This window comes from Cellulomonas sp. P5_C6 (assembly GCF_054049635.1).
The window spans coordinates 1-23,751 of sequence record NZ_JBFULZ010000049.1 but is presented as its reverse complement, the minus strand read 5'-3'; the positions used below and the strand labels follow the sequence as shown (position 1 = coordinate 23,751).

At 72.4% G+C, this 23,751-nt stretch carries 19 protein-coding genes; 13 read left to right on the top strand and 6 right to left on the bottom strand.

Annotated features, from left to right (window positions below):
* Positions 1-254 precede the first annotated feature (254 nt).
* Positions 255-2,348, bottom strand: coding sequence for a DEAD/DEAH box helicase (locus tag ACXJKG_RS08005; protein WP_456845226.1), 2,094 nt, complete (start codon positions 2,346-2,348; stop codon positions 255-257).
* 205 nt (positions 2,349-2,553) lie between these two features.
* Here ACXJKG_RS08005 and ACXJKG_RS08000 point away from each other — a divergent pair, with 205 nt between their 5' ends.
* The 4 genes from ACXJKG_RS08000 to ACXJKG_RS07985 all read left to right on the top strand — a co-directional run bounded on the left by ACXJKG_RS08000 (position 2,554) and on the right by ACXJKG_RS07985 (position 5,994).
* Positions 2,554-3,045, top strand: a complete 492-nt coding sequence (locus tag ACXJKG_RS08000; protein WP_456845225.1) for a hypothetical protein — start codon at positions 2,554-2,556, stop codon at positions 3,043-3,045.
* A gap of 194 nt (positions 3,046-3,239) precedes the next feature.
* A complete protein-coding gene (locus tag ACXJKG_RS07995) occupies positions 3,240-3,707 on the top strand; it encodes a hypothetical protein (RefSeq protein WP_456845224.1) in 468 nt (155 codons plus the stop codon).
* 189 nt (positions 3,708-3,896) lie between these two features.
* Positions 3,897-4,601 (top strand): DUF7168 domain-containing protein, encoded by a 705-nt coding sequence (locus tag ACXJKG_RS07990; protein ID WP_456845223.1) that lies wholly within the window; start codon positions 3,897-3,899, stop codon positions 4,599-4,601.
* Between the two features lie 76 nt (positions 4,602-4,677).
* Positions 4,678-5,994: a hemopexin repeat-containing protein gene (locus ACXJKG_RS07985; RefSeq protein ID WP_456845222.1), complete on the top strand. Its 1,317-nt coding sequence runs from the start codon at positions 4,678-4,680 to the stop codon at positions 5,992-5,994.
* Here ACXJKG_RS07985 and ACXJKG_RS07980 read toward each other — a convergent pair.
* On the bottom strand, positions 5,991-7,475 hold the full coding sequence (locus ACXJKG_RS07980; RefSeq protein WP_456845221.1) for a helix-turn-helix domain-containing protein: 1,485 nt from the start codon (positions 7,473-7,475) through the stop codon (positions 5,991-5,993). The two genes, ACXJKG_RS07985 and ACXJKG_RS07980, sit on opposite strands and share 4 nt — an antisense overlap.
* 131 nt (positions 7,476-7,606) lie before the next feature.
* On the opposite strand from ACXJKG_RS07980, the gene ACXJKG_RS07975 reads away from it, so the two are divergent.
* Positions 7,607-9,484: a phosphoenolpyruvate carboxykinase (GTP) gene (locus tag ACXJKG_RS07975; RefSeq protein WP_456845220.1), complete on the top strand. Its 1,878-nt coding sequence runs from the start codon at positions 7,607-7,609 to the stop codon at positions 9,482-9,484.
* Between the two features lie 10 nt (positions 9,485-9,494).
* Here the strand turns inward: ACXJKG_RS07975 and ACXJKG_RS07970 are convergent, their stop codons facing one another.
* Together ACXJKG_RS07970 and ACXJKG_RS07965 are read right to left on the bottom strand one after the other, a co-directional pair.
* Positions 9,495-10,697 (bottom strand): MFS transporter, encoded by a 1,203-nt coding sequence (locus tag ACXJKG_RS07970; protein ID WP_456845219.1) that lies wholly within the window; start codon positions 10,695-10,697, stop codon positions 9,495-9,497.
* A complete protein-coding gene (locus ACXJKG_RS07965) occupies positions 10,694-11,614 on the bottom strand; it encodes an aldose 1-epimerase family protein (RefSeq protein WP_456845218.1) in 921 nt (306 codons plus the stop codon). Before ACXJKG_RS07965 ends, ACXJKG_RS07970 begins: the two co-directional genes overlap by 4 nt.
* Positions 11,615-11,825: 211 nt before the next feature.
* Between ACXJKG_RS07965 and ACXJKG_RS07960 the strand changes: the two genes are divergently transcribed.
* The 8 genes from ACXJKG_RS07960 to ACXJKG_RS07925 all read left to right on the top strand — a co-directional run bounded on the left by ACXJKG_RS07960 (position 11,826) and on the right by ACXJKG_RS07925 (position 22,749).
* Entirely contained in the window at positions 11,826-13,235 is a 1,410-nt protein-coding gene (locus ACXJKG_RS07960) for a cytochrome ubiquinol oxidase subunit I (RefSeq protein WP_456845217.1), read from the top strand.
* 13 nt (positions 13,236-13,248) lie between these two features.
* Positions 13,249-14,304: a cytochrome d ubiquinol oxidase subunit II gene (gene cydB, locus ACXJKG_RS07955; protein ID WP_456845216.1), complete on the top strand. Its 1,056-nt coding sequence runs from the start codon at positions 13,249-13,251 to the stop codon at positions 14,302-14,304.
* Positions 14,301-15,068, top strand: coding sequence for a glucose 1-dehydrogenase (locus tag ACXJKG_RS07950; protein ID WP_456845215.1), 768 nt, complete (start codon positions 14,301-14,303; stop codon positions 15,066-15,068). The genes cydB and ACXJKG_RS07950 overlap by 4 nt, the downstream gene beginning before the upstream one ends.
* Positions 15,069-15,078: 10 nt before the next feature.
* Positions 15,079-16,629, top strand: coding sequence for a GMC oxidoreductase (locus ACXJKG_RS07945; protein WP_456845214.1), 1,551 nt, complete (start codon positions 15,079-15,081; stop codon positions 16,627-16,629).
* A 21-nt stretch (positions 16,630-16,650) separates the two neighbouring features.
* Positions 16,651-18,519 carry a glycoside hydrolase family 15 protein gene (locus ACXJKG_RS07940; protein WP_456845213.1) on the top strand — a complete coding sequence of 623 codons (1,869 nt, stop codon included), beginning with the start codon at positions 16,651-16,653 and terminating at the stop codon, positions 18,517-18,519.
* Complete coding sequence (locus tag ACXJKG_RS07935; protein WP_456845212.1) at positions 18,516-19,826, top strand: NAD(P)/FAD-dependent oxidoreductase; 1,311 nt, start codon at positions 18,516-18,518, stop codon at positions 19,824-19,826. Before ACXJKG_RS07940 ends, ACXJKG_RS07935 begins: the two co-directional genes overlap by 4 nt.
* A 112-nt stretch (positions 19,827-19,938) precedes the next feature.
* Positions 19,939-22,092 (top strand): LuxR C-terminal-related transcriptional regulator, encoded by a 2,154-nt coding sequence (locus tag ACXJKG_RS07930; protein WP_456845211.1) that lies wholly within the window; start codon positions 19,939-19,941, stop codon positions 22,090-22,092.
* Between the two features lie 6 nt (positions 22,093-22,098).
* Complete coding sequence (locus ACXJKG_RS07925; RefSeq protein WP_456845210.1) at positions 22,099-22,749, top strand: hypothetical protein; 651 nt, start codon at positions 22,099-22,101, stop codon at positions 22,747-22,749.
* 4 nt (positions 22,750-22,753) lie between these two features.
* Here the strand turns inward: ACXJKG_RS07925 and ACXJKG_RS07920 are convergent, their stop codons facing one another.
* Together ACXJKG_RS07920 and ACXJKG_RS07915 are read right to left on the bottom strand one after the other, a co-directional pair.
* Complete coding sequence (locus ACXJKG_RS07920) at positions 22,754-23,218, bottom strand: methylglyoxal synthase (protein ID WP_456845209.1); 465 nt, start codon at positions 23,216-23,218, stop codon at positions 22,754-22,756.
* A 338-nt stretch (positions 23,219-23,556) separates the two neighbouring features.
* Positions 23,557-23,712 (bottom strand): hypothetical protein, encoded by a 156-nt coding sequence (locus tag ACXJKG_RS07915; protein ID WP_456845208.1) that lies wholly within the window; start codon positions 23,710-23,712, stop codon positions 23,557-23,559.
* Positions 23,713-23,751: the final 39 nt, after the last annotated feature.

Below are 23,751 nucleotides of genomic sequence, written 5' to 3'. Positions count from 1 at the left end.
CGGCCGAGCCGGCCGCCGCGCACGCGCCGACCAGGAGGGCCGCGCCGGACAGGATGGCGACGGCGAGGCGCCGCACAGGGGTGCTCATCGGAGACCTCCAGGGAGTCGCGGCGCTGTTCGTCACTCGGCCGGCGCCYCTCGGCGTCCCGGACGTGGCTCGGCGTCCCCGCCGGCCAGCAACCACGGTCGAGAACGTTGTAGCGCACGCCTCCCGCGGTGGCGCAAGAGGTGCGCAGAACGGCTGCGCGTTTGCCTCACCCGCGCACCGCGAGCGCGAACGGCAGGACGGCGGTCGCCCCGGCCCGACGCAGCTCGCGCGCGGCCACGGTCATCGTCCAGCGGCTGTCGACGAGGTCGTCGACCAGGAGGACAGGACCCGCCGGGAGCGCGAGCGCGCCCGCGTCGAACTGTTCCCAGACGCTCGCCAGCCGGAACGCGCTGTTGCCCCCGGGCTCGCCACGCGGGCCGTCGTCGCGCAGCGCGAGAGCGCCCGCGTACGGCAGCCGGCCGATCTCGGCGAGCCCCCGCGCGAGGGAGTCGACGAGCTGGGGGCGCCGGCGGGACGGCAGGGCGACGACCGCCACCGGCCGCTCGTCCCAGCCCCACTGCGCGAGCACGCGGACGCAGCCGTCGAGCATCGCGCGGGTGACCGGCGCGTCCCCGGCGCCGGCCGCGAACACCTCACGCAGCGCGGTCCCCCAGCCGAGGTCGGTGAGCCGCGCGAGCGCGCGCCCCTCGAGAGCCCGCTCCTGCTCCGCGATGCGACCGCGCACCGGCAGGCCCAGGCGGTCCGCACCGACCGGCCACTGCACCCGCGGCTCGATCGGCACGCCGACGCGGTCGAGCGACCGGTCCGCCGACGCGGCCGCGCCCGCCACCACGTCCCGCGGGTACCAGGCGCCCGCGCAGCTGTCGCAGCGCCCGCACGGCGCGGCCGTCTCGTCGTCCAGGGTGCGCTGCAGGAACTCCATCCGGCAGCCGTCGGTGCGCTCGTAGTCGAGCATGTGCTGCTGCTCCGCCTGGCGTGCCGCGGCGATGCGCTCGTAGCGCTCGGCGTCGTACGTCCACGGTCGCCCGGTGGACACCCAGCCGCCCTGGACGCGGCGGACCGCGCCGTCCACGTCGAGCACCTTGAGCAGCAGCTCGAGCGGCGTGCGGCGGATGTCCACCAGCGCCTCGAGCGCCGGGGTCGACAGGGGCCGGTCCGACAGCTCCGCGATCACCCGTTCCGCCCGGTCCTGGCTCGGCATCGATGCCGTGGCGAAGTACCGCCAGATGTCCGGGTCCTCCGTGCCGGGCAGCAGCAGGACGTCGGCGCTCGCGGTCGCTCGGCCCGCACGTCCGACCTGCTGGTAATAGGCGACCGGGGACGACGGCGCCCCGAGGTGCAGCACCCAGCCGAGGTCCGGCTTGTCGAACCCCATGCCGAGCGCGCTCGTGGCGACCAGCGCCTTGACGGTGTTGGCCTTGAGCGCGGCCTCGGCGTCCTCCCGGTCGGCCGGGTCCGTCTGGCCGGTGTAGGCGCGCACGTCGTGGCCCGCCTCGCGCAGCAGCCGAGCCGTGTCCTGGGCGGCGGCCACCGTCAGCGTGTAGATGATCCCCGACCCCGGCAGGTCGCCCAGGTGGCTGAGCAGCCAGCCGAGCCGGGTCCGCGCGTCCGGCAGGCGGAGCACGCCGAGCCGCAGGGACGCGCGGGCCAGCGGTCCGCGGATGGTGAGCACGTCGACGGCGCCGTCGTTGCCCAGCTGCTCGGCGACGTCCTCGACCACCCGGCTGTTCGCGGTCGCCGTCGTCGCCAGCACCGGGACGCCGGGCGGCATCGTCGCGATGAGGTCGCGCAGCCGCCGGTAGTCGGGGCGGAAGTCGTGACCCCAGTCGCTGATGCAGTGCGCCTCGTCGACCACCAGCATCCCGAGGCGGCGCACCAGCGCCGGCAGCTGGTTCTCGCGGAACGACGGGTTGTTGAGCCGCTCCGGCGAGACCAGCAGCACGTCCACCTCGTCGGCGGCGAGCCGGGCCAGCAGCTCGTCCCACTCGTGGGCGTTGGTGGAGTTGATGGCGACCGCCCGGACCCCCGCGCGCTCGGCGGCGGCGACCTGGTCGCGCATCAGCGCCAGCAGCGGCGAGACCAGCACCGTCGGACCTGCGCCGCGCTCGCGCAGCAGCATCGTGGCGACGAAGTACACGGCCGACTTGCCCCAGCCCGTGCGCTGCACGACGAGCGCACGCCGGTGCTCGTCGACGAGCGTCGCGATCGCCTCGTACTGACCCTCGTGGAAGTCGGCCGCGTCGTTGCCGACCAGGCGGCGGAGCACGGCGAGGGCGGCATCACGGGTGGGTGGGGTCACGCGCCCAGCCTGCCAGCGCCGGCCGACACCCGGCGCCGGTCGGGCTCCGGGCCTGTGGACGCCCGGGTCCCCGGCACGAACTAGGGGGGTGCCCTGATTCCGCGACGGGCGGGTCGCAGGAGGTTGGACGTATCAGAACCGCACCGAGTGGCTCCACTCCTATAGCTCCACCAGCACGACCCCGCACAGCCCGAAGGACCGCGTCATGCCCACCGCGACCGCACGCCGCCGAGCCCACCTCGAGACGGTCATCGAGTTCGAGATGGAGCCCCACCCGGTCGACCCGCCCTCGCACGACCTGGGCACGCGAGCGCTGCGCGTCCGCCGCCTGCTCGGGATCTCGGGCGCCGTCATCGGTGTCCTCGTCGCCGGGGTCATGGCCGCGGGCATCGCGTCGTCACCCGCGACGACCACGCCCCCCGCGACGGCGCACACCCTCGAGGCGAGCCGGACCCCTGGCGGGACGTCCTGCGTCCTCACCGCCGCCACCCCGACACGCCCCGGGGAACCGCACCTGCGGTGCGCCGTGCCGACCCCGGGCTCGCCGTCGGCCAAGGTCGCCATGCGCGCCGCCGACGACGCGGCGGCGGCCCGAGCCTGGGCGTGGGCGCAGACCCACGGTCCCGGCACGGGCACGAGCCGCCGCGGGAACGACCTCAGCTGGCCCGCGTCGAGCCAGCGCCTCTGGGTGCCGTGAGCGGCTGGGCCGACCGAGCGCGCCGCTCGGCGGGCGACCACCCGAGGTATCAGGGGGCGGCCCCGGGGGTCCTCTCCTACGACGGGGGGCGACCGGCGTCATCCCGACGAGTATCCAGAGGGAGAGTCATGGCTGCCCGATCGACGCGAGTCCGCCTGGAGAACCGCACAGGCCACCCGTTCAACCTTCAGCTCGTGACCGCGGGTCTCAGCCACGGGATCTGGGTCACCGAACCGCCCACGATCATCGGTGACTACGGGCTGTGGGAGTCCGAGTCGAGCGGGCTGTTCACCGGCACCGAAGGGCACGCGACGTACCAGATCGAGACCGTCGACGGAGACGTGCTGGGCAGCCTGTCACTGTCCTGGGACAACCCCTACGTCGGTTCCAACTCGTACGCCAGCACCCCGGTCCCGCAGGCGCAGTACGGCAGCACAGACGGTTTCTCGTCCGGGCACGTCCACGGTGAGGGCGACAACGCGAGCGTCACCTTCGTGCTGCTCGCCGGCTCGTGCCAGGTTGACGCCACCACAGGCGAGGTTGTCTGCACCGTCTCCGAGGGCCTGACCCCGCCGAAGCCTGCGCGCCAGCACGTGACGCTGTTCCCGCGTGAGGCGACCGAGGCGACCACGGTGCGCCGCATCATCGACCCTCGCCCGTAGCAGCGGACGGGACCCTGGAGACGAGGGAGGTCCGCCAGCGCGGCGACGCGTGCGTCACGCACCGAGCCTGTCCGGTTGGCAGTGCGGACCTTCGGGTGCCGGCTGCGGCCCCTGTGCTGTGCATATCGTGAGCCCCCTGTCGGTGCCCTCCCCTACGGTGACGGCTCCACCGCACACCCGGGAGCCCCGATGCCCAAGTCCGCCGACGAGAACCTCGCGCTGATCCGCACGCTGCTGGCGATCGCCGACGGCGGCTCACCGCACGAGCCCGAGCGTGAGCTCGCCCGGACCCGCGCCGAGAAGCTCATGCTGCGCCACAGCATCGACGAGGCAGCCGTCCGGATGACCAGCGAGCGGGCGCGGGAGCCGGTCCGGGAGGACGTCCCGGTCACGGGCTCGTGGGTGGCGGACCGGATCGAGCTGCGCAACGCCGTCTACGGTGCGTTCGGCTGCCGGCCCCTGCGGGTGCGTCGCGGCAACGGCACCGAGTTCGTCGCGTTCGGGTTCGCGGCGGACATGTCGATGGCGGCGGTCCTGGCTGCGTCGCTCGAGCCGCAGATGCTCGCCGAGATGTACGCCCACGGCGGCACCGCGAGCGACAAGCGTGCGTTCGCGGCCGGCTTCGCCGCGATCGTCGCGGGCCGCCTGCGCCGGTTCTACGCCGAGGTGCTCACCGAGGCTGAGACCGAAGGCACCTCGAGCGAGCTGGTCCTGGCCGCGCGGGACCGCGACGTCGACGCGGCCGTGGCGGACGCGTTCCCCCACGTGCGCCGCACGACGCGTCGCCTCTCCGGCCGCGGATGGGCCGCCGGTGCCGCGGCCGGCGCGCGTGCCGACATCGCCGTCTCCGACCGCACGATGTCCTCGGCTGGGAATCGCGCCCTGGGCCGGTGAGGCACGTGCAGCACCCTGGACACCGGTCGGGGGGCAGGAACAGACTGCGGAGAGACGAGCCGAGGGGGGCGGATCCATGAGTCGCGGCATGTGCGCCATCGCGCTCCCGAACGGCAAGGCGTACCTGTTCCAGGACGGCACCTACACCCGCCTCGACTTCCTCAGCGGCCTGCCCGAGCAGAACGACCTCCCCATGACGAACTGGCCGGGGCTCCGTCCCGAGGTGGCCGATGCCGCTGTCTACTACGGGTTCGGGAAGGCGTACTTCTTCTACGGCGACGAGTACGTCCGGTACGAGACCGGCAGCAACGGCCCGGAGGGTGTCGAGGCCGACTACCTGCCCCCCCACACCCCGTTCACCACCTCGCAGTACTGGCCGGGCGTCGACGCCGCGCAGATCGACGCGGTCCTGAACTGGGGCACCGGCAAGCTCTACTTCTTCTGCGGCCCCGACTACCTGCGCTACGACATCACGCTCGACCGGGTCGACGACAACTACCCGCGGCCGATCGCCGGCGCCTGGCAGGGTCTGTGGGACGACGGCGTCGACGCGGCGCTCTACCAGGGCGGGACGTACGCGTACTTCTTCAAGGGGTCGGAGTACCGCCGCTACAACGTGGACACCGACGCCGTGGACGGCCAGGGCTCCATCGGCACCCTGCAGCTCGAGCCCGTCCCGGCGGCCATGCTGACGGCGGCGCGCGACCTGACCCTGCCCGAGGCCAACACCGTCATGGGCTACCTCATCCAGGCCGGCAAGGTCGCGCTGAGGGCGGCCAGCACGCCGTACTCCGGGGACTGGCAGACGGGGATCGCCACGCCCCAGCCGGCCACGCACGTGGTCGTCCAGCCGACGACGCTCGGCGGGATCGCCTACCAGTACGTGGGCGGCGCGCAGACGCTCATCGACAACGTCGACCAGCGGATGCTCGTCGCGCTGTACCGGCTGACCCGGTGGCTGAACTCGTCACCCCCGGACGTCTCCGCGATCCTGCACATGGGCATCGGCCACGGCAGCGGGACGCCGAACGACTGCCACAACCAGGGCCGGGCGCTCGACTTCGGGGGGGTCCAGGGCACGCTCGACGGCGTCGCGTTCGACAAGCGGGTGCTGGCGGACTGGGGCAACCGGCCCGTCGTCGCCGGGTCGGCCGAGCGGCTCGATCCCGCCGTGGACGCGCTGGCCAACCTGCTGTTCCGGACKGCCCTGTGCTTCGCCACGTTCGAGTGCGAGTGCAACGGGATCGGCCCGGCCAACAAGTGGCCCCGCACGCGGATCGGCGACCTGGGCGGCTACGTGATCCACCCCGACTACGTCGACGGTCCCGGCGGGACGCTCCGCTCCCACCACCAGGACCACATCCACATGCAGGTGGGCAAGACGAGGATCTAGCCACCCACCTGCGGGGCGTGGCGGTCGAGGAAGGCGTACACCTCGCGGGCGTCCACCCCCGGGAAGGCACCCGTGGGCAGCGCGGTGAACACCTGCTGGTGGATCCGGGCGCTGGGCCACGACGCGTCCTGCCAGCGGGCGGCGGCGCTCTCCGGCGGGCGGCGGCAGCACGCCTCGTCTGGGCAGGTGGACTGGTGGCGGACCTTGGTGTCGCGCCCCCGGAACCACGTGGCCGACGAGAAGGGCACCCCGACCGTGAGCGCCAGCTGGCCCGTCGCGCCCGAGCCCGTCTGCGTGGAGCACCAGAACGTGCCCGCCGGGGTGTCGGTGTACTGGTAGGACTCGGACGTGCGGTCGCGCCGGGTCAACGCGCGGCGCACCCCCCAGCTCCGGCACACGAGCTGGCCCTCGATCGCACCCGTCACGTCGGTCGGCAGCGGCAGCCCGTCGTTCGCGTACGCGCGGTAGATCGCGCCGTCGCCGCCCAGCCGCACGAAGTGCACGGGGATGCCGAGGTGGTGGGTCGCCAGGCTGGTGAACCGCTGCGCCGCCGCCTCGTGCGTCACGCCGAACGCGTCGCGCAGGTCCTCGATCGCCAGGTCCTTCTCCTTCTTGGCCTGCTGGAGGTGCTGGACGGCGGCGGTCTCGGGCATGAGGCAGCAGGACGCGAAGTAGGTGGTCTCCATGCGCTGGCGCAGGAAGTCGTCGTAGGACGTCGGGCGGCGGTGCCCGAGCACGCGGTGCGCGATGGCCTGCAGCGCGAGCGACCGCAGCCCGTGGCCGCCGGGCGTCGACGCGGGCGGCAGGTAGACCCGGCCGTGCTCGAGGTCGGTGACGGTCCGGGTGGAGCTGGGCAGGTCGTCGACGTGGATGATCGCGAACCCGAGCTGCTCGGCCATCCGGGACACCGCCCGGTGCGTGAGCGCGCCCGAGGTGTACCCGGCCTTGCGCGCCATGGTCTCGGCGAGCCGCTCGATCTCGGGCAGGTAGTTGTCGCGCTGCTGGCGCTCGAGGCGGATCTGCGTGTTGGCGCGGCGGGCCTCCTCGGGCGTCGCGACCGCCTCGAGGTCGCGTCGGGCGAGCTCGGCGTGCAGGCCGACGATCTGCTCGAGCACGGGCAAGGGCAGGGACCGGCCCGGGCGCACGGCGGGCAGGGAGAGCCGCTCGAATCCCGCCGACCGCTGCGCGCGGTCCAGCGCGATCTCGAGCGCGGCGCGTCGCGACGGCGGCTCCGCGTCGAGCAGGTCGGCGACCGTCACGTCGAGCGCGGTCGCCAGGCTGCGCAGCAGCACGAGCCGGGGCTCGCGCCGACCGTTCTCGAAGAGGGAGAGCAGGCTCGACGTCACCCCGACCTGTCGGCCCAGGTCGTCGAGGGTCAGCCCGCGTGCCTTGCGCAGGTGCCGCAGCCGGCGGCCGAGCGTGAGGGCGTCGGGTGCACCCGTCGCGTCGATGTTGTCCACGTCACTGTCCTGTGCGGCCACAACGTGACTCTATGTCAAGAAGTGGCGAACTTGACGTCTCTGCCTGCCCGGAGACCTCTGCGGCTTGACGACACGATGGACAGAACGAAGCGAACGGGCCGACGAGGGCCCGCCGAAGGAGACCGAAGACGATGACCATGCTGGCCGAACAGCCCGTCACCCTCCAGACCGGCACCACGACGGTCCCCGACGTCACGTCGGCCGCCGTGCTCGGCGACGTCCACGCGTGGGTCGACGCCGTCGCCGGGCTCACCGAGCCCGACGCGGTGGTCTGGTGCGACGGCTCGGACGAGGAGCGCGACGCGCTGGTCGCCCAGATGGTGCGCACCGGCACGCTCCTCCCCCTGGACCCCGAGCTGCGCCCCGGCAGCTACCTCGCACGGTCGGACCCCGACGACGTCGCCCGCATCGAGTCGCGCACGTTCGTCTGCCCGGTCGAGGAGTCGGACGCCGGGCCGACCAACAACTGGCGCGAGCCCACGGCGATGCGCGCCGAGCTCGACGGGGTGTTCGCGGGCAGCATGCGCGGGCGGACCATGTATGTGGTGCCGTTCTCGATGGGACCCGTCGGCGGGCCGCTGTCGCACGTGGGTGTGCAGGTCACCGACTCGCCGTACGTCGTCGTCAGCATGCGGGTGATGACCCGGGTGGGCCGCGACGTGCTCGACCTGGTCGAGGCCGGCACGCCGTTCGTCCCCGCGGTGCACTCGGTCGGTGCGCCGCTCGAGCCCGGCTCCGCGGACGTGCCGTGGCCGTGCAACGCGTCGAAATACGTCGTCCACTTCCCCGAGACCCGCGAGATCTGGTCGTTCGGCTCGGGCTACGGCGGCAACGCCCTCCTCGGCAAGAAGTGCTTCGCCCTGCGCATCGCCTCGGTGATCGGCCGGGACGAGGGGTGGCTGGCCGAGCACATGCTGCTCATCCGGCTGACGTCGCCGCACGGTCGCCGGTACCACGTCGCCGCCGCGTTTCCCTCGGCGTGCGGCAAGACGAACCTCGCCATGCTGCGCCCCACGCTGCCGGGCTGGCGGGTCGAGACGATCGGCGACGACATCGCGTGGCTGCGGCCGGCGGCCGACGGCTCGCTGCGGGCCATCAACCCGGAGGCCGGCTTCTTCGGGGTCGCGCCGGGCACGGGGCCCACGACCAACCCCGCGGCCATCGAGACGCTGAGCCGCGACACGATCTTCACCAACGTCGCGCTCACCGACGACGGCGACGTGTGGTGGGAGGGCCTGACCCCGGAGCCGCCCGCGCACCTGGTCGACTGGACCGGGCAGGAGTGGACGCCCGACTCCGGTCGCCCCGCCGCGCACCCGAACTCCCGCTTCACCGTCGCGGCCGCCCAGTGCCCGACGATCGCCGACGGCTGGGACGACCCCGAGGGCGTGCGGCTGGACGCGATCGTCTTCGGCGGGCGCCGCGCGACCAACGTGCCGCTGGTGGCGCAGGCGGAGAGCTGGGAGCACGGCGTGTTCATGGGCGCCACGATCTCCTCCGAGCGCACCGCCGCCGCCGAGGGCCTGGTGGGCGAGCTGCGCCGCGACCCGTTCGCGATGATGCCGTTCTGCGGCTACGACATGGCCGACCACTGGGCGCACTGGCTGCGGATCGGCGCGGCCCTCGACCGAGCGCAGCGGCCGCTCGTGTTCCAGGTGAACTGGTTCCGCAAGGACGACCAGGGCGACTTCCTGTGGCCCGGGTTCGGCGAGAACTCCCGGGTGCTCGCGTGGATGGTCGACCAGGTGGACCGCGCCCGCGGCCTGCGCACCGACCTCGGCGCCGTGCCCAGCCCCGTCGGTCTGCTGCCCTCGCCGGGCGCGCTGAACCTGGACGGCCTCGAGATCGACGACGACGCGCTCGCGCAGCTGTTCGCCGTCGACGCCGGCTCGTGGACGCGGGAGGCCGACCTGACCGAGGAGTTCTTCGCGCTGTTCGGCGACCGGGTCCCGCCCGCGCTGCTCGACCGGCTCGCCCGGCTCCGCGCCGCGCTGCTGCGCGCCCGCTGACCGAGCGCCGTCAGGCCGCGGAGGCCGCAGCGACCCGCGGCCTGCCGGCGGTGATCACGCGCGCGGTCACGGCCAGGACGACCGCCACGCCGGCGCCGACGAGGTAGATGCCGGCCAGGCCGATCCCGGTCAGGCTCTCGAGGGGTGCGACGCCGAACGCCGCGACGCCGTAGCCCACCTGGTAGGCCGCGATGAGCTCACCCGACGACGTGGCGCCCAGCCGCGGGAACTCCTCGCCGGCCAGGCTCAGGTTGAGCGGGAGCATCGCGGAGCAGGCGAACCCGGCGGCGGCGAACGCGAGGACCGCAACCACCGCGCTGTGCGCCGAGGACACGGCGAGGTTCGTGGCCGCGATCAGCACCGGCAGCACGACGAAGACCACGGTCGGCGGGACGCGCGTGGTGAGCGCGGCGACGATCACGCGGCCGATGGTCACGCACGCCCAGAACGCGGCCAGCGCGAGTGACGCCACCTGCGCCGAGAGCGCGCGCTCGCCCGTGAGGTACACGCTCGACCAGTTGCCGAAGAGCGTCTCGCACACGCCGTAGAGGACGGCGGCTGCGGCGTACCACCAGAACCGGCCGGGCAGCTTCTGCCGGGCGCCCGTGCGCTCCGGATTCGGGCCGGCGTCCAGGGTGGTCCGCACGGCGAGGACGAGGAAGACCCCCAGCCCCACGGCAGCGAGCACCGGCAGGAGCCACCAGGCACCGAGCGCGAGGAACAGGGCGATGAGCAGCGGCGCCAGCGCGGTGCCCGTGCCGAGCAGGGCGTTCAGGGTGAGGATCGAGCGGTCCTGGTTCGACGGGGCCAGCCGGGCGGCGAACGTGTTCAGCGCCGGGACGGTGGTGCCGAACCCGAACCCCAGCGCTCCGGTGGCGCAGAGCAGCACCGGGTACGCGGCGGGCGACGTCGACACCGCCTGGCTGAGGACCAGCAGCAGCATCGCGAGCAGGTTCGAGACCAGGCCGACCTGCAGGACGCGCTGCAACGACCAGCGCGCCGCCAGGAGCGGGGAGGTCGCCGCCCCGGTGATCGCCAGGACGACCTGCGGGACGAACATCAGCCCGTACTGGGTGGTGCTCAGGTCGTAGCCTGTGGGGCTGATGAGGATCGAGCTCGCGGCGGGGAACGAGACGAGCGCCAGCCCCTGGACCAGCCCTGCGCCGTAGACGAGGACCGATCGCGCGCGGGGGGCGGCGTCGACGGTCCTCATCCCACCGAGAGCCCCCACGACCCGCTCCAGGACTCCCCCGGTGCCAGCGTGAGCAGGTCCGCTCCGGACCGGAACGCGTGCGGCGGGCAGGTCATCGGCTCGACGGCCATCGCACGGCGGCGCCGCTCCGCCGGGAGCACGCCGTCGGCCGAGTAGACCATGAGGTACGGGAACGCCTCGTCGACCCAGAGCCGGACGCTCCGCCCGTCGGCGGCGTCGATCAGCTGGGCGACGGCCCGACCGTCCTGGCCGCGCACCAGGTCGCCGAAGACGGTGTCCAGCACCTCCGGCCCGACGGCCCGCGGCGCCCGGAAGTCGAGGTGCGACCCGGTCACGTCGACCGGGGTCGGCCGCTCGTCGCGGTCGTCCGGCACCGGGGAGTGGCTCTCCGCGGGCACGAGCAGCTCCAGGCCCTCGAGCGCGGCGCCGAGGCCCAGGTACGGATGGAACCCCATCGCGAACGGGGCCGGCTCGCCACCGGAGTTCCGTGCCGACGCGACAACGGTGAGCCCGTCGACGGAGAGGTGGTAGCCCACCTGCAGGCTGAGCTCCCACGCGTAGCCGGGCTGCGGTCGCAGGACGCACGCGAGCACGACGTCGCGCTCCGTGAACGAGACCTCCGACCAGTCCAGCCAGCGGACCATGCCGTGGATCGCGTTGCCCTTCTCCGGCTCGTCCATCGCGACCTGGCACGTGCGTCCACCGAAGGTGTAGCGGCCGCCGGCCAACCGGTTGGGGAAGGGCGCGAGCACCTGGCCACGTCCGTCGGGCGCCCGCTCGTCGACGCCGAAGCCGTCGAGCACCGCCCGGCCGTCGAGCACGCACTCCCGGAGCGTCGCGCCGACCTGCGTGACCACGGCCTCGTGGTCGCCCGCCATGATCACGTACTGCCGGCCGGAGGGCGGGTCGATCCTCATGACGTCACGTCCTGCGGCTCTCTGATGTCCTGCACGTCTGTTCCCCTCGGTGTCGAGCCTCTGGACGACCCCGACGATGCCACCGATCGCCGTCGTCGGGCCACCTCCCCTTTCATCCCGACGGGATGATGCTCGTCCGCTGAGCCGGGTGCGACGCTCGACCGGTCGGTAGGCGTCCGCGCGTGTCTCTCGAGCGATGGGGGGAGGTCGGGTGTCTGACCTCGACCTGGCCCGTCTGCAGTTCGCGTCGACGAGCATCTACCACTTCCTCTTCGTGCCCATCACGATCGGGCTGGGGTTCCTCGTCGCGGTCCTGCACACGCTCTGGTACCGGTCCGGCAACCCCGACCACAAGAGGCTGACCAAGTTCTTCGGCACGCTCCTGCTGATCAACGTGGCGGTCGGTGTGGTGACCGGCCTGATCCAGGAGTTCGAGTTCGGCATGAACTGGTCGGCCTACTCCCGGTACGTCGGCGACGTGTTCGGGGCGCCGCTCGCGATGGAGGGGCTCGCCGCCTTCTTCCTCGAGTCGACGTTCATCGGGCTGTGGGTCTTCGGCTGGAACGTGCTCCCCCGCGGCATCCACCTGCTGACCGTGTGGCTCGTGGCGCTGGGGGCGGCGGGATCGGCGGCGTTCATCATGGCCGCGAACTCGTGGATGCAGAACCCGGTCGGGTACACGGTCGACCAGTCGACGGGCCGGCCCGAGCTCTCGGACATCGGGGCGGTGATGACCAACCCGGTCTTCCTGTGGGGGTACGCGCACGTGCTCACCGCATCCCTGGTCACCGGGTCCGTGCTCATGCTCGGCGTCTCCGCCTGGTACCTGCGTCGCAAGCACCACGAGGAGGTGTTCCTGCGCTCGGCGAAGGTGTCGATCGCCGTCCTGCTGCCGTCGATCCTGCTGGCGCTCGGGGTCGGCAGCCACCTCGGCGTCATCGAGGCGACGTACCAGCCGATGAAGATCTCCGCGGCGGAGGCGCAGTGGGACAACTGCCAGCCGTGCTCCTTCTCGGCGTTCCAGATCGGCGGCGGCAACAACGACCAGGACCCCACCAAGATCATCGAGATCCCCCACCTGCTGTCGATCCTCGCGACCGGGACGTGGGACGGCGAGGTACAGGGCCTCAACGAGCTGAACGCGCAGTACCAGGAGGAGTACGGCCCGGGGAACTACGTGCCGAACGTCTTCGTGCAGTACTGGTCGATGCGGGTCATGGCGTACCTGGGCTCCCTCGCCGCGCTCGTCGCACTGTGGGGGCTGTGGCTGATCTGGCGACGACGACTACCGACGGCGCGCGTGTTCCTGTTCGTCGCGACGTGGGCCGTGGCGGCGCCGTTCCTCATGAACACGGCCGGCTGGATGCTCACGGAGAACGGCCGCCAGCCGTGGATCGTCCAGGGCCTGATGAAGACCTCCGACGGGGTCTCGCCGTCGGTCGGCACGACGGAGCTGGTCATCAGCCTCGTCGTCTTCTACGGCGTCTTCCTGCTCCTCGGCGCGGTCAACCTCTACCTGATGATGCGGTTCGCCCGCCGCGGGCTGGAGCTCGAGGAGCCGGACGAGCCCGAGCACACCGGTGACAGCGGGCAGCCGCGAGTCCCGGCCCTGACCTTCTGAAGGAGGAGTCACGATGACGTTGCCCGACCTGTGGTTCCTCGTCGTCGCGTTCCTCTGGACGGGCTTCTTCGTGCTCGAGGGGTTCGACTTCGGCGTCGGCATGCTGCACAAGGTCGTGGGACGCACCGACACCGAGCAGCGCGTCGCGATCAACGCGATCGGCCCCTTCTGGGACGGCAACGAGGTCTGGCTGATCGTCGGCGCAGCCGCGATCTTCGCGGCCTTCCCCAGCTGGTACGCCACGTGGTTCTCCGCGATGTACCTGCCGCTGGTGCTGCTGCTCGTCGCGCTCATCGCCCGCGGCGTCTCGTTCGAGTTCCGCGGGCGCATGGAGGCGACCCGGTGGCGCCAGACCTGGTCGTGGAGCCTGACGATCGGCAGCGCGCTGTGCCCGCTGCTGCTGGGCGTCGCGCTCGGCAACCTCCTGGCCGGGATGCCCGTGGACTCCTCCGAGGAGTTCACCGGCTCCGTCGTCGACTCGATCACCGGGTACGGCCTGCTGGTCGGCCTCACGCTCGTCGCGCTGTGCCTGCTGCACGGCGCCACGTTCCTGGCCCTGCGCACCGACGGCGACGTGCGTCGTCGCGCCCACCGCGCGGTCGCCGTCACCCACGTGCCGGCGGTCCTGCTGCTGCTCGGGCTGGCGGTGTGGACGCCGTCGGTGTCCGACGCACCCGCGGTCCGCGGTGTCGTGCCGCCGGTGCTCGCGGTCGTCGCGGTGCTGCTGGCCGGCGCCCTGTCGCGGGCGCGCCGCGAGGGCTGGGCGTTCACCGCGACGGCGCTCGGTATCGCGCTGACGGTCGTGACCCTGTTCGCCAACCTCTACCCGAACGTCCTGGTGTCGAGCACGTCAGCGACGGACAGCCTCACCGTGACCAGCACCGCGTCGGGGACGTACGCGCTGCAGGTCATGAGCATCGTCGCGCTGGTCCTCGTGCCCGTCGTGCTGCTCTACCAGGGCTGGACGTACGTCGTCTTCCGTCGGCGGGTCATCGGCCCGCCGACGTCCGCACCACCGGACCCGTCGACGGGCCCGTCCGCACCCCTCGACGAAGGAGCACTCACATGAGCCTGCACGGGAAAGTAGCGGTCGTCACCGGAGGCAACAGCGGCATCGGCAAGGCCGTGGTGCTCGCCCTGGCCGAGGCCGGCGCGAACATCGTCATCGACTTCGTCGCGCACCCCGAGGCGACGGAGGAGCTGGAGAAGCAGGTGCACGCCCTGGGCGACCAGGCGATCGGGGTCGACGCCGACGTCAGCAAGGTCGCGGACCTCGAGATGCTGGTGGCCCGCACCGTCGAGGCGTTCGGGCACCTCGACATCATGGTCAACAACGCCGGGATCGAGACGCGCACGTCCGTGCTGGACACCACCGAGGCGCAGTACGAGCGCGTCATGGACATCAACCTCAAGAGCGCGTTCTTCGGCACCCAGATCGCCGCCAAGCAGATGATCAAGCAGGGCACGGGCGGCCGGATCATCAACATGACCTCGGTGCACGAGGACTGGCCGATGCCGGGGAACACCGCGTACTGCCTGTCCAAGGGCGGCATGCGGATGCTCACCCGGACGGCGGGCGTCGAGCTCGGCCCGTACGGCGTGCAGGTGGTCGGGGTCGGACCCGGCGCGGTGGCGACGCCGATCAACACGGCGACCATGAACGACCCCGAGAAGATGAAGACGCTCGACGCCGCGATCCCGCTGGGCCGGATGGCGCAGCCGGAGGAGATCGCCAGCCTCGTCGCCTTCCTCGCCGGCGACGGCGCCAGCTACCTCACCGCCACGACGGTCTTCGCCGACGGCGGCATCATGCACAGCAGCCCTGGTCTGTGAGGCGGACGAGATGACCGAGCACTACGACGTCGTCATCATCGGGTCGGGCGCGGGCGGCGGGACCCTCGCGCACCGCCTGGCCCCGTCGGGCAAGAAGATCCTGATCCTCGAGCGCGGCGACTGGCTCCCGCGCGAGCTGGAGAACTGGGACGCGACGGAGGTGTTCGTCAAGAACCGGTACATCTCCAAGGACACCTGGTACGACCACGAGGGCAGGTCGTTCCAGCCGCAGGTGCACTACAACGTGGGCGGCGCGACCAAGTTCTACGGCGCCGCGCTCTACCGGCTGCGCGAGAGGGACTTCGGCGAGCTGCAGCACCACGGCGGCATCTCCCCCGCATGGCCGGTCGGGTACGACGAGTTCGAGCCGTACTACACCCAGGCCGAGGAGCTGTACCAGGTGCACGGCGCACGCGGCGAGGATCCCACCGAGCCTCCGGCGAGCGGCCCCTACCCCTATCCGCCCGTCTCCCACGAGCCCCGCATCCAGCAGCTCTTCGACGACATGGGCGCGATCGGTCTGCACCCGTTCCACTCCCCCTCCGGGATCATGCTCAACGAGGCCAACCCCGCGTACAGCCCGTGCATCCGCACCGCCACGTGCGACGGGTTCGCGTGCCTGCTGCACGCCAAGTCCGACGCCGAGGTCATCGCGGTGCGGCCCGCCGTGGAGCACGCCAACGTCACGCTGGTCCGCAACGCCGAGGTACGTCGGCTGGAGACCGACGACTCCGGGCACACCGTCACCTCGGTCGTCGCGGACGTCGACGGCGTCGAGCAGCGGTTCTCCGGCGACGTCGTGGTGGTCTCGGCCGGCGCCGCCAACTCGGCGAAGCTGCTGCTCGCCAGCGCCAACGACCGGCACCCCAACGGGCTCGCGAACGGGTCCGACCACGTCGGCCGCCACTACATGTTCCACAACAGCCGGGCGTTCCTGGCGGTCTCGATCGAGCGCAACGACACCCGGTTCCAGAAGACCCTCGGCGTCAACGACTACTACTTCGGCGACGAGCACTTCGCGTTCCCGATGGGCAACGTGCAGATGGTCGGCAAGTCGTCGGCCCCCATGTACCGCGGCGAGAAGCCCATCGCGAAGCTCGCGCCGCTGTTCGCGCTCGGCGAGGTTGCGGAGCACGCGGTCGACTTCTGGCTGTCGGCCGAGGACCTGCCCGACCCCGACAACCGCGTGACGCTGGGCAACCACGGCGACATCGTGCTGACGTACACCCCGAACAACCGGCAGCCGCTCGAGGAGCTCTACAGCCGCGTGAAGGGCAACCTCGGGCACCTCGGCATGCACCCGCACCACCTGGTCCCGCGCGACATGTACATGAAGAACGACATCCCGGTCGCGGGCTGCGCGCACCAGGCCGGCACGGTCCGGTTCGGCGCCGACCCCGCGACGTCGGTGCTCGACCGCGACTGCCGCACGCACGAGGTGGACAACCTCTACGTGGTCGACACCAGCTTCTTCCCCAGCATCGGTGCCGTGAACCCGGCGCTGACCGCCATGGCGAACGCGCTGCGCGTCGGCGACCACCTGCTCGCCCGGCTCGGCTGAAACCCACCCGAGGAGACACCCATGGACTCGAACAGCCCCGACTCGCCCTTCCCTCCGATCGCGCAGTACGCCTTCCTCTCCGACTGCCACACCGGGGCGCTCGTGGCGCCGGACGGGTCGATCGACTGGCTGTGCGTGCCCAGGTTCGACAGCCAGAGCGTGTTCGGCAGCCTGCTCGACCGCGGCGCCGGCTACTTCCGGTTCGCGCCGTACGGGATCAACGTGCCGACGTCGCGCGCCTACGACCCCGGGACCAACGTGCTCGTCACCACGTGGCACACGCCGTCGGGCTGGGTCGAGATCCGCGATGCGCTCACGATGGGCCGGCGCGAGGGGCCCGACGAGACGACCCCGCACACGCGCCCGCCGGCCGACGACGACGCCGAGCACGTGCTGGTGCGGACCGCCACGTGCCTCGAGGGCTCGGTGCGGATCGAGCTCGTCTGCGACCCGGCGTTCGACTACGGCCGGAGCCGGGAACCGTGGTCCCTGGATGCGGCGGACGGCCACACCGCGGACATCACCGGGGGCGGCGTGACGATGCGGCTGCACTCGGACCTGGCGCTCGGCGTCGAGGGCGACTCGTTGCGCGGCCGGCACGAGCTCTCCGCGGGCGAGACCGTGTTCTGCTCGCTGTCGTGGGCCGCCTCGCTGGACGGCCCGACCGATGCTCAGGACGCGGTGGCGCGCATCGCGGCGACGCGGGACTTCTGGCGCCGCTGGCTGAGCCGGGCCCTGATGCCCGACCACCGCCTGCGGCCCTACGTCGAGCGCTCCGCCCTGGTGATCAAGGGCCTGACCTACATGCCGACCGGCGCCACGGTCGCTGCGCTGACGACCTCGCTGCCCGAGACCCCCGGCGGCGAGCGCAACTGGGACTACCGGTACACCTGGATGCGCGACTCGACGTTCACGCTGCAGGCGCTGCACTACCTGCGGCTCGACTGGGAGGCCGACGAGTTCATGCAGTTCGTCGCCGACATCGAGCCCGACGAGGACGGCGCGCTGCAGATCATGTACGGCATCGACGGCCGGCGCGATCTCACCGAGAGCACCCGCGACGAGCTGACCGGCTACCAAGGAGCGCGGCCGGTCCGCCTCGGGAACGGCGCCTTCGACCAGAAGCAGAACGACGTCTACGGCTCGGTGCTGGACTCGATCCTGCTGCACACGCGGCGCAGCGAACGCCTGCCCGCGCGGTTGTGGCCCATCGTCAAGGCCCAGGCCGAGTGCGCGGCGGCCGTCTGGCAGCAGCCCGACCAGGGCATCTGGGAGGCCCGGGGCAAGCCGCAGCACTACGTCTCGTCGAAGATCATGTGCTGGGTCGCCATGGACCGCGCCGCCCAGCTCGCCGGCATCCGCGGCGAACCCGACCTGCAGTCGAGCTGGGCCGCGACCGCGGCGGAGATCAAGGCCGACATCCTCGAGCACGGTGTCAGCGACCGGGGCGTGCTGCGGCAGCACTACGACACGGACGCGCTGGACGCCTCCAACCTGCTCGCGGCGCACTTCGGGCTGCTGCCCGGGACCGACAAGAGGCTGCACGCGAGCGTCCTGGCCATCGCCGACGAGCTCTCCGAGAACGGCTTCGTACTCCGGTACAAGACGGACGAGACCGACGACGGCATGTCCGGCAAGGAGGGCACGTTCGTCATCTGCTCGTTCTGGCTGGTCTCCGCCCTCATGGTCGTGGGCGAGAAGCAGCGGGCCCTCGACCTGATGGAGCGGCTGCTGCGGATCGCCTCCCCGTTCGGCCTGTACGCCGAGGAGTTCGAGGTCGACGCCGCACGCCACCTGGGCAACATCCCRCAGGCGTTCTCGCACCTCGCGCTCATCGAGGCCGCCGCCCGGATCATCCTCGCCGAGCGCGTCCAGGAGATGTCGCTGTGACGGACGTGATCGTGCTCGGGGGTGGGCTGGCGGGTGTCGCCGCCGCCCAGACCCTGGGCGAGGCGGGCGTCCACGTGACATTGGTCGACCGCGCCGACTACCACCAGTTCCAGCCGCTCCTCTACCAGGTGGCCACCTCGCAGCTGCCGGCCGAGGACATCGCGCGGCCCCTTCGGACCATCTTCGCCGAGGTCCCGTCCGTCGACGTGGTCGTCCAGGGCGTCGCGCAGGCCTCGCTCGCGGACCGCACCCTCGTCCTCGACGACGGCCGGTCGCTGYCCGCGGACCACCTCGTGATCGCCGCCGGCGGGCGACCGAACTTCTTCGGCGTCCCCGGCGCGCGGGAGCACACGTTCCCGCTCTACTCGGTCGCGGACGCCGAGCGCCTGCGCCGGCACCACCGCGCGCTGATGGTCGAGGAGAGCGTCCACGCCAGCGGGCCGCACGCGCGCGACGTCGTCGTGGTCGGCGGTGGGCCGACGGGGGTCGAGGTCTCGGGCGCCCTCGCCGAGCTCGTCGCCGCCCTCAAGACGCAGGGCCGGGTGCCCGACGACGTCCGCGTGCACCTGGTCGACCGCGGGCAGGCGGTGCTCGGCCAGTTCTCCGAGCACGCGCAGAAGTACGCCCACCACCATCTCACCAAGGGCGGGGTCGAGCTCCGGCTGGGCACCGGGGTCGCGGCCGTCCACGCCGACCGGGTCGAGCTCGACGACGGGACCACCCTTCCCACGGCGACGGTCATCTGGGCGGGCGGCGAGTCCGCCTCGGCCATCGCCCAGGACGCGGGCGAGAGCACGGGCCGCGGGGGGCGGATCGACGTCCGGGCGGACCTCGGCGTCGAGGGCTTCCCCGGCGTATGGGCGGTCGGCGACGTCGCGAACATCCCGTCGGGACCCAAGCCCGGGGCGCCGACGCTCCCCCAGCTCGGCTCGGTCGCCCAGCAGTCCGGCCGGTGGGCGGCGCAGAACATCCTGCGCTCCGAGCAGGGCGACCGGCTCGCGCCGTTCCACTACAAGGACAAGGGCATCATGGCGATGATCGGCCGCAACGCCGCCGTCGCCGAGGTGGGCGCGCACCGGCACGAGGTGGACGGGCCCCTCGCCTTCGCCGCCTGGCTCGGGGTGCACGCCATGCTGCTGAGCGGCGTGCACAGCCGTACCGACGCGTTCCTGAGCTGGGCGTGGGACTACTTCGACCGCGACCACGCCGCGACCGTCGAGTCGCACGACGCCCCCCGCCGGATCGCATGGGGCGACGACAGCGACGACGTCCCACACATCGACCTCGACGGTCCCCGGCCCGAGTGACGGCCCCCGCCACTCCACGGGCGCCGCGACCGGAGGGGTTGCGGCGCCCGCGGGGCGGGGCTGTAGCGTGCCTTGCGTGGGGGAACATCACGTTCGGACCGGTTTGTCCGCCGTGGGGAAGTCATCGACCCCCCGGCGTGCGGCGGAGTCCCTCAGCCGTCGGCGTGCGGGAGTCGGGCTGATCCTCCGCAGCAGGCTCGTCGACTCCCTCACCAGCTCGACGGCCGGGGTCGTCGCGATCGTCGCCGGGCCGGGGTACGGCAAGTCGGCGCTGCTCGGCCAGTGGGCCGACCGGATCGGCGACGCCGCCGCGTGGCACACGTGCACGGGCGACGACAACGATCCCGCCGTGCTACTMGCGGCCCTCGGCCGGGCCGCGGGCGTCGGCCCCGGGTTCGACAGCGTCGCCGGCCTCGTCGCCGCGGTCGGCGGGAGCCCGTCGCGGACGCTCCTGCTCGACGACGTCCAGACGATCACGCGCGCGGGAAGCCTGAACGTGCTCACCGACGTGATCGACCGCCTGCCGGGCACGTGGCGCGTCGGGCTGGCCTCGCGGGCGACGCCACGGTTGCCGATCGCCCGGCTGCGCGCCTCCGGCGACCTGCTCGAGGTCGGTCCGACCGAGCTCGCACTGCTGCCCGACGAGGAGGCCGAGGTCCTGGCACGCTCCGGGGTGCGGCTCACCGCCGAGGAGGCGGCGTCGCTCCACGAGAACACCCTGGGCTGGCCAGTCGCCGTGATGCTCGCCGGCATGGCGATCCACGACCGCGGCGTGCCTCTCTCGTTCACGGGCAACGACAAGTTCATGCGCGACTACCTGCGCAGCGAGGTGCTGGCGGGGGTCAAGGCGCCCGAGAGGGCCCTGCTGGTCCGCTGCTCGATCCTCGACGAGCTCTCGGGCCCGGCCTGCGACGCCGTCCTGCAGGCCCGGTCCTCCGGGACGGCGCTCGAGCACCTCGAGGCGCACGGGGTCATCGAGGCGGTGGACCGGGACGGCGAGCTCTACCGGTGCCACCCGCTGCTCCACCAGCTCCTGAGCGGCGATCTGCACCGCAAGGAGCCCACGCTGGTCCCCGAGCTGCACCAGCGCGCGTCCCGCTGGCTCGCGGGCAACGGTGAGCCTGACCTGGCCATCGAGCACGCGCACGCGGGCGGGGACGTCCCCGAGCTGGCACGCCTGGTGCTCGACCGGGCCCAGGCGACGTGGGCGAGCGGTCGGATCGAGTCGGTCGAGCGCTGGATGTCGTGGCTCGAGGAAGCCCGGGACGTGCGCACCTTCCCGGCGATCGCGGCGCACGCCGCGCTCACGTTCGCGCTGCTCGGACAGCCGACGCGCGCCGAGCAGTGGTCCGCGATGGCGACGGCGACGTCCCGGACGGGCACGCTCTCGGACGGCTCGACCGTCGAGGGCACGCTCGCGTACCTGCGCGCGATCGAGGCGCGCAGGGGGACGGCCCAGATGCAGCTCGACGCACGGGAGGCATGGGCCGGGCTGTCGCCCACGAGCCCGTTCCGCGCCACGATGCGGCACACGGAGGGGCTCGCGGCTCTGCTCGACGGCGACCCCGACCGGGCCGACGACCAGTTCCTCGACGCCCTCGAGGCCGCCGAGCTCGCCGGGATCCATCCCGTCGTCGCGATGGTGCTGTGCGAACGGGCGACCGTGGCCGTCGAGCGCGGCGACTGGACGTCGGCGGTGCCCGACGTCCGTCGGGCCTCCGCCATCGTCGCCGCCGGACGGTACGGCTCCTACTGGACCAGCGCGCTCGTGCACGCCTGGGCGGCCCGCACCGCGGTCCACCTCGGGCTGCGACAGGACGCCGTCGTTCACCTGCGCGATGCCGTCGCCCTGCGACCCCTGCTGACGTATGCCCTGCCTGTCGTCTCGACGCAGGCGCTGCTGACCATGGGGCAGGCGCTGCTGGGCGTCGGCGATCTCCACGAGGCGTCGGCGGTCGTGCGGCAGGCGCAGGAGATCCTGCACCGACGGCCCGGGCTGGGCGACCTGCCCGAACGTGCGGCCGCGCTCGACGCCCAGGTGCGCGACGCCGCCTCGAGCGGTCGCCCCGACGCCCTGACTCCCGCCGAGGTGCGCCTCATGCCGCTCCTGGCGACGCACCTCACGTTCCCMCKSATCGCCGARCGCCTCGGCRTCTCSCGCAACACCGTCAAGACGCAGGCGATCTCGAGCTACCGCAAGCTCGGCGTCTCCTCCCGCAGCGAGGCGGTCGCCCAGTGGGAGCTGCTGGACGGCACGAGCTCGTAGTCGTCGGTGAGCGAGTCCTCGTACGCCCCGCTCAGCGCCCGCCTCGCCCCCTTGAGCGCGGTCGCGGTGGCCGTTCTCGCGCAGGTGCTGATGCGCGACCGCATCGTGCTCGGCCCCCTGCTCCTGGTGCCGATCATCGAGGTCGCCCTCGCGGTCGCGATCATCGTCGCCGACGGTGTCCTGCAGGCGCGTCGGCGCGTCGACCCCCTGCGCTACGCGCTCGCGCTCGTGCTCTGCGTCTCGGGGACCTCCTCGGCGGCGCTGCTCATCTCGGACGTGATCTCGGTCCGGCCAGTCAGCGTCCAGCAGCTGCTCGCCGAGGGCGCCCAGATCCTCGTCGTCCTGACGGTCGGCTTCGCGCTGCTGTTCTGGCAGCTCGACCGGGGCGGCCCCAACGGCCGCGCGCAGCCCGACGTCGAGCGGATGTCGTTCTGGTTCACGCAGGACGCGATCCGCGAGTACTCCGACCAGTTCGACTGCTGGCAACCGCGGTTCCTCGACTACCTCTACGTCGCGATCACCAACCTCGTGGCGTTCTCGCCGACGGACACGATGCCGCTGAGCCGGACGGCGAAGATGCTGATGGCGTGGCAGTCGATCGTCGCGCTCGCCACGTTCGCCGTCGTCCTGGCGCGGGCGGTGAACATCCTGACGTGACGCGTCAGCCTTCCTCGTCCGCCTGAGGCGCGCCCTCCCACGAGCGCGGGCCCAGGTCCGGCCGGGTGTTCTCGTAGTCGCCGGACAGCAGCGGCGACGAGATGATCATGTCCGCCGTGGAGACGTTGCACGCCATGGGCACGTTCCACACCGTCGCGATGCGCAGCAGCGCCTTGACGTCCGGGTCGTGCGGCTGCGGCTCGAGCGGGTCCCAGAAGAAGATCAGCATGCTGATGGTGCCCTCGGCGATCCGTGCGCCGATCTGCTGGTCGCCGCCCACCGGACCGGACAGGAAGCGGTGCACCGGGAGGCCCAGCTCGTACTCGAGCATCGTGCCGGTGGTTCCGGTGGCGTAGAGCCGGTGCTGCGCGAGCGTCCCGCGGTTGTACTCGGCCCAGCGCAGGAGCTCGACCTTCTTGTTGTCGTGCGCGACGAGCGCGATGTCGCGCGGACTGCTCGTTCCGTTCATGGCACCTCCAGGGCGCAGATCGGCTCCATCAGGCGACCCGGCGGAGGACGCGCCCACGTCACGGGCCGCGTCCAGCGTACGAGGGCGCCGCTGCTCGGTGCATGGTGCACGGCGTCCTCCGAGCCTCGATCGGCGGCGTGACGCCCTGGACGTCTGACCTGCACGTGTCACCTGTTCGAGCGCTCCCGGCACCGCCGAGCGCGAGTCTCAGGTTCCGCACATGGTCAGCAGAGCGCACACTCCTGGCCGCGGCTGACGATGTTCGTCCGGACCACGAGACCACCGCGCCGATGGCGTCGAGGTCACGCCACGGCCGCTGGTACCCGGCCACGTCGCGATCAGGAGCCGGGAACGTCCTCGCCCTCGGCGGGTTCGCTGGCGTGCCGGCGGTCGTCGACGTCGTCCACCGGTGCGCCGGCGACGTCACCCTCTGCCGGTTCCGTGGCGTGCGCCCGCGTCTCGTCGTCGGGGACCTGGGGGGTGTCGGTGCTCATGCGTTGCTGTCTCCTTCGTCAGCGCGGACGGTCGGCGTC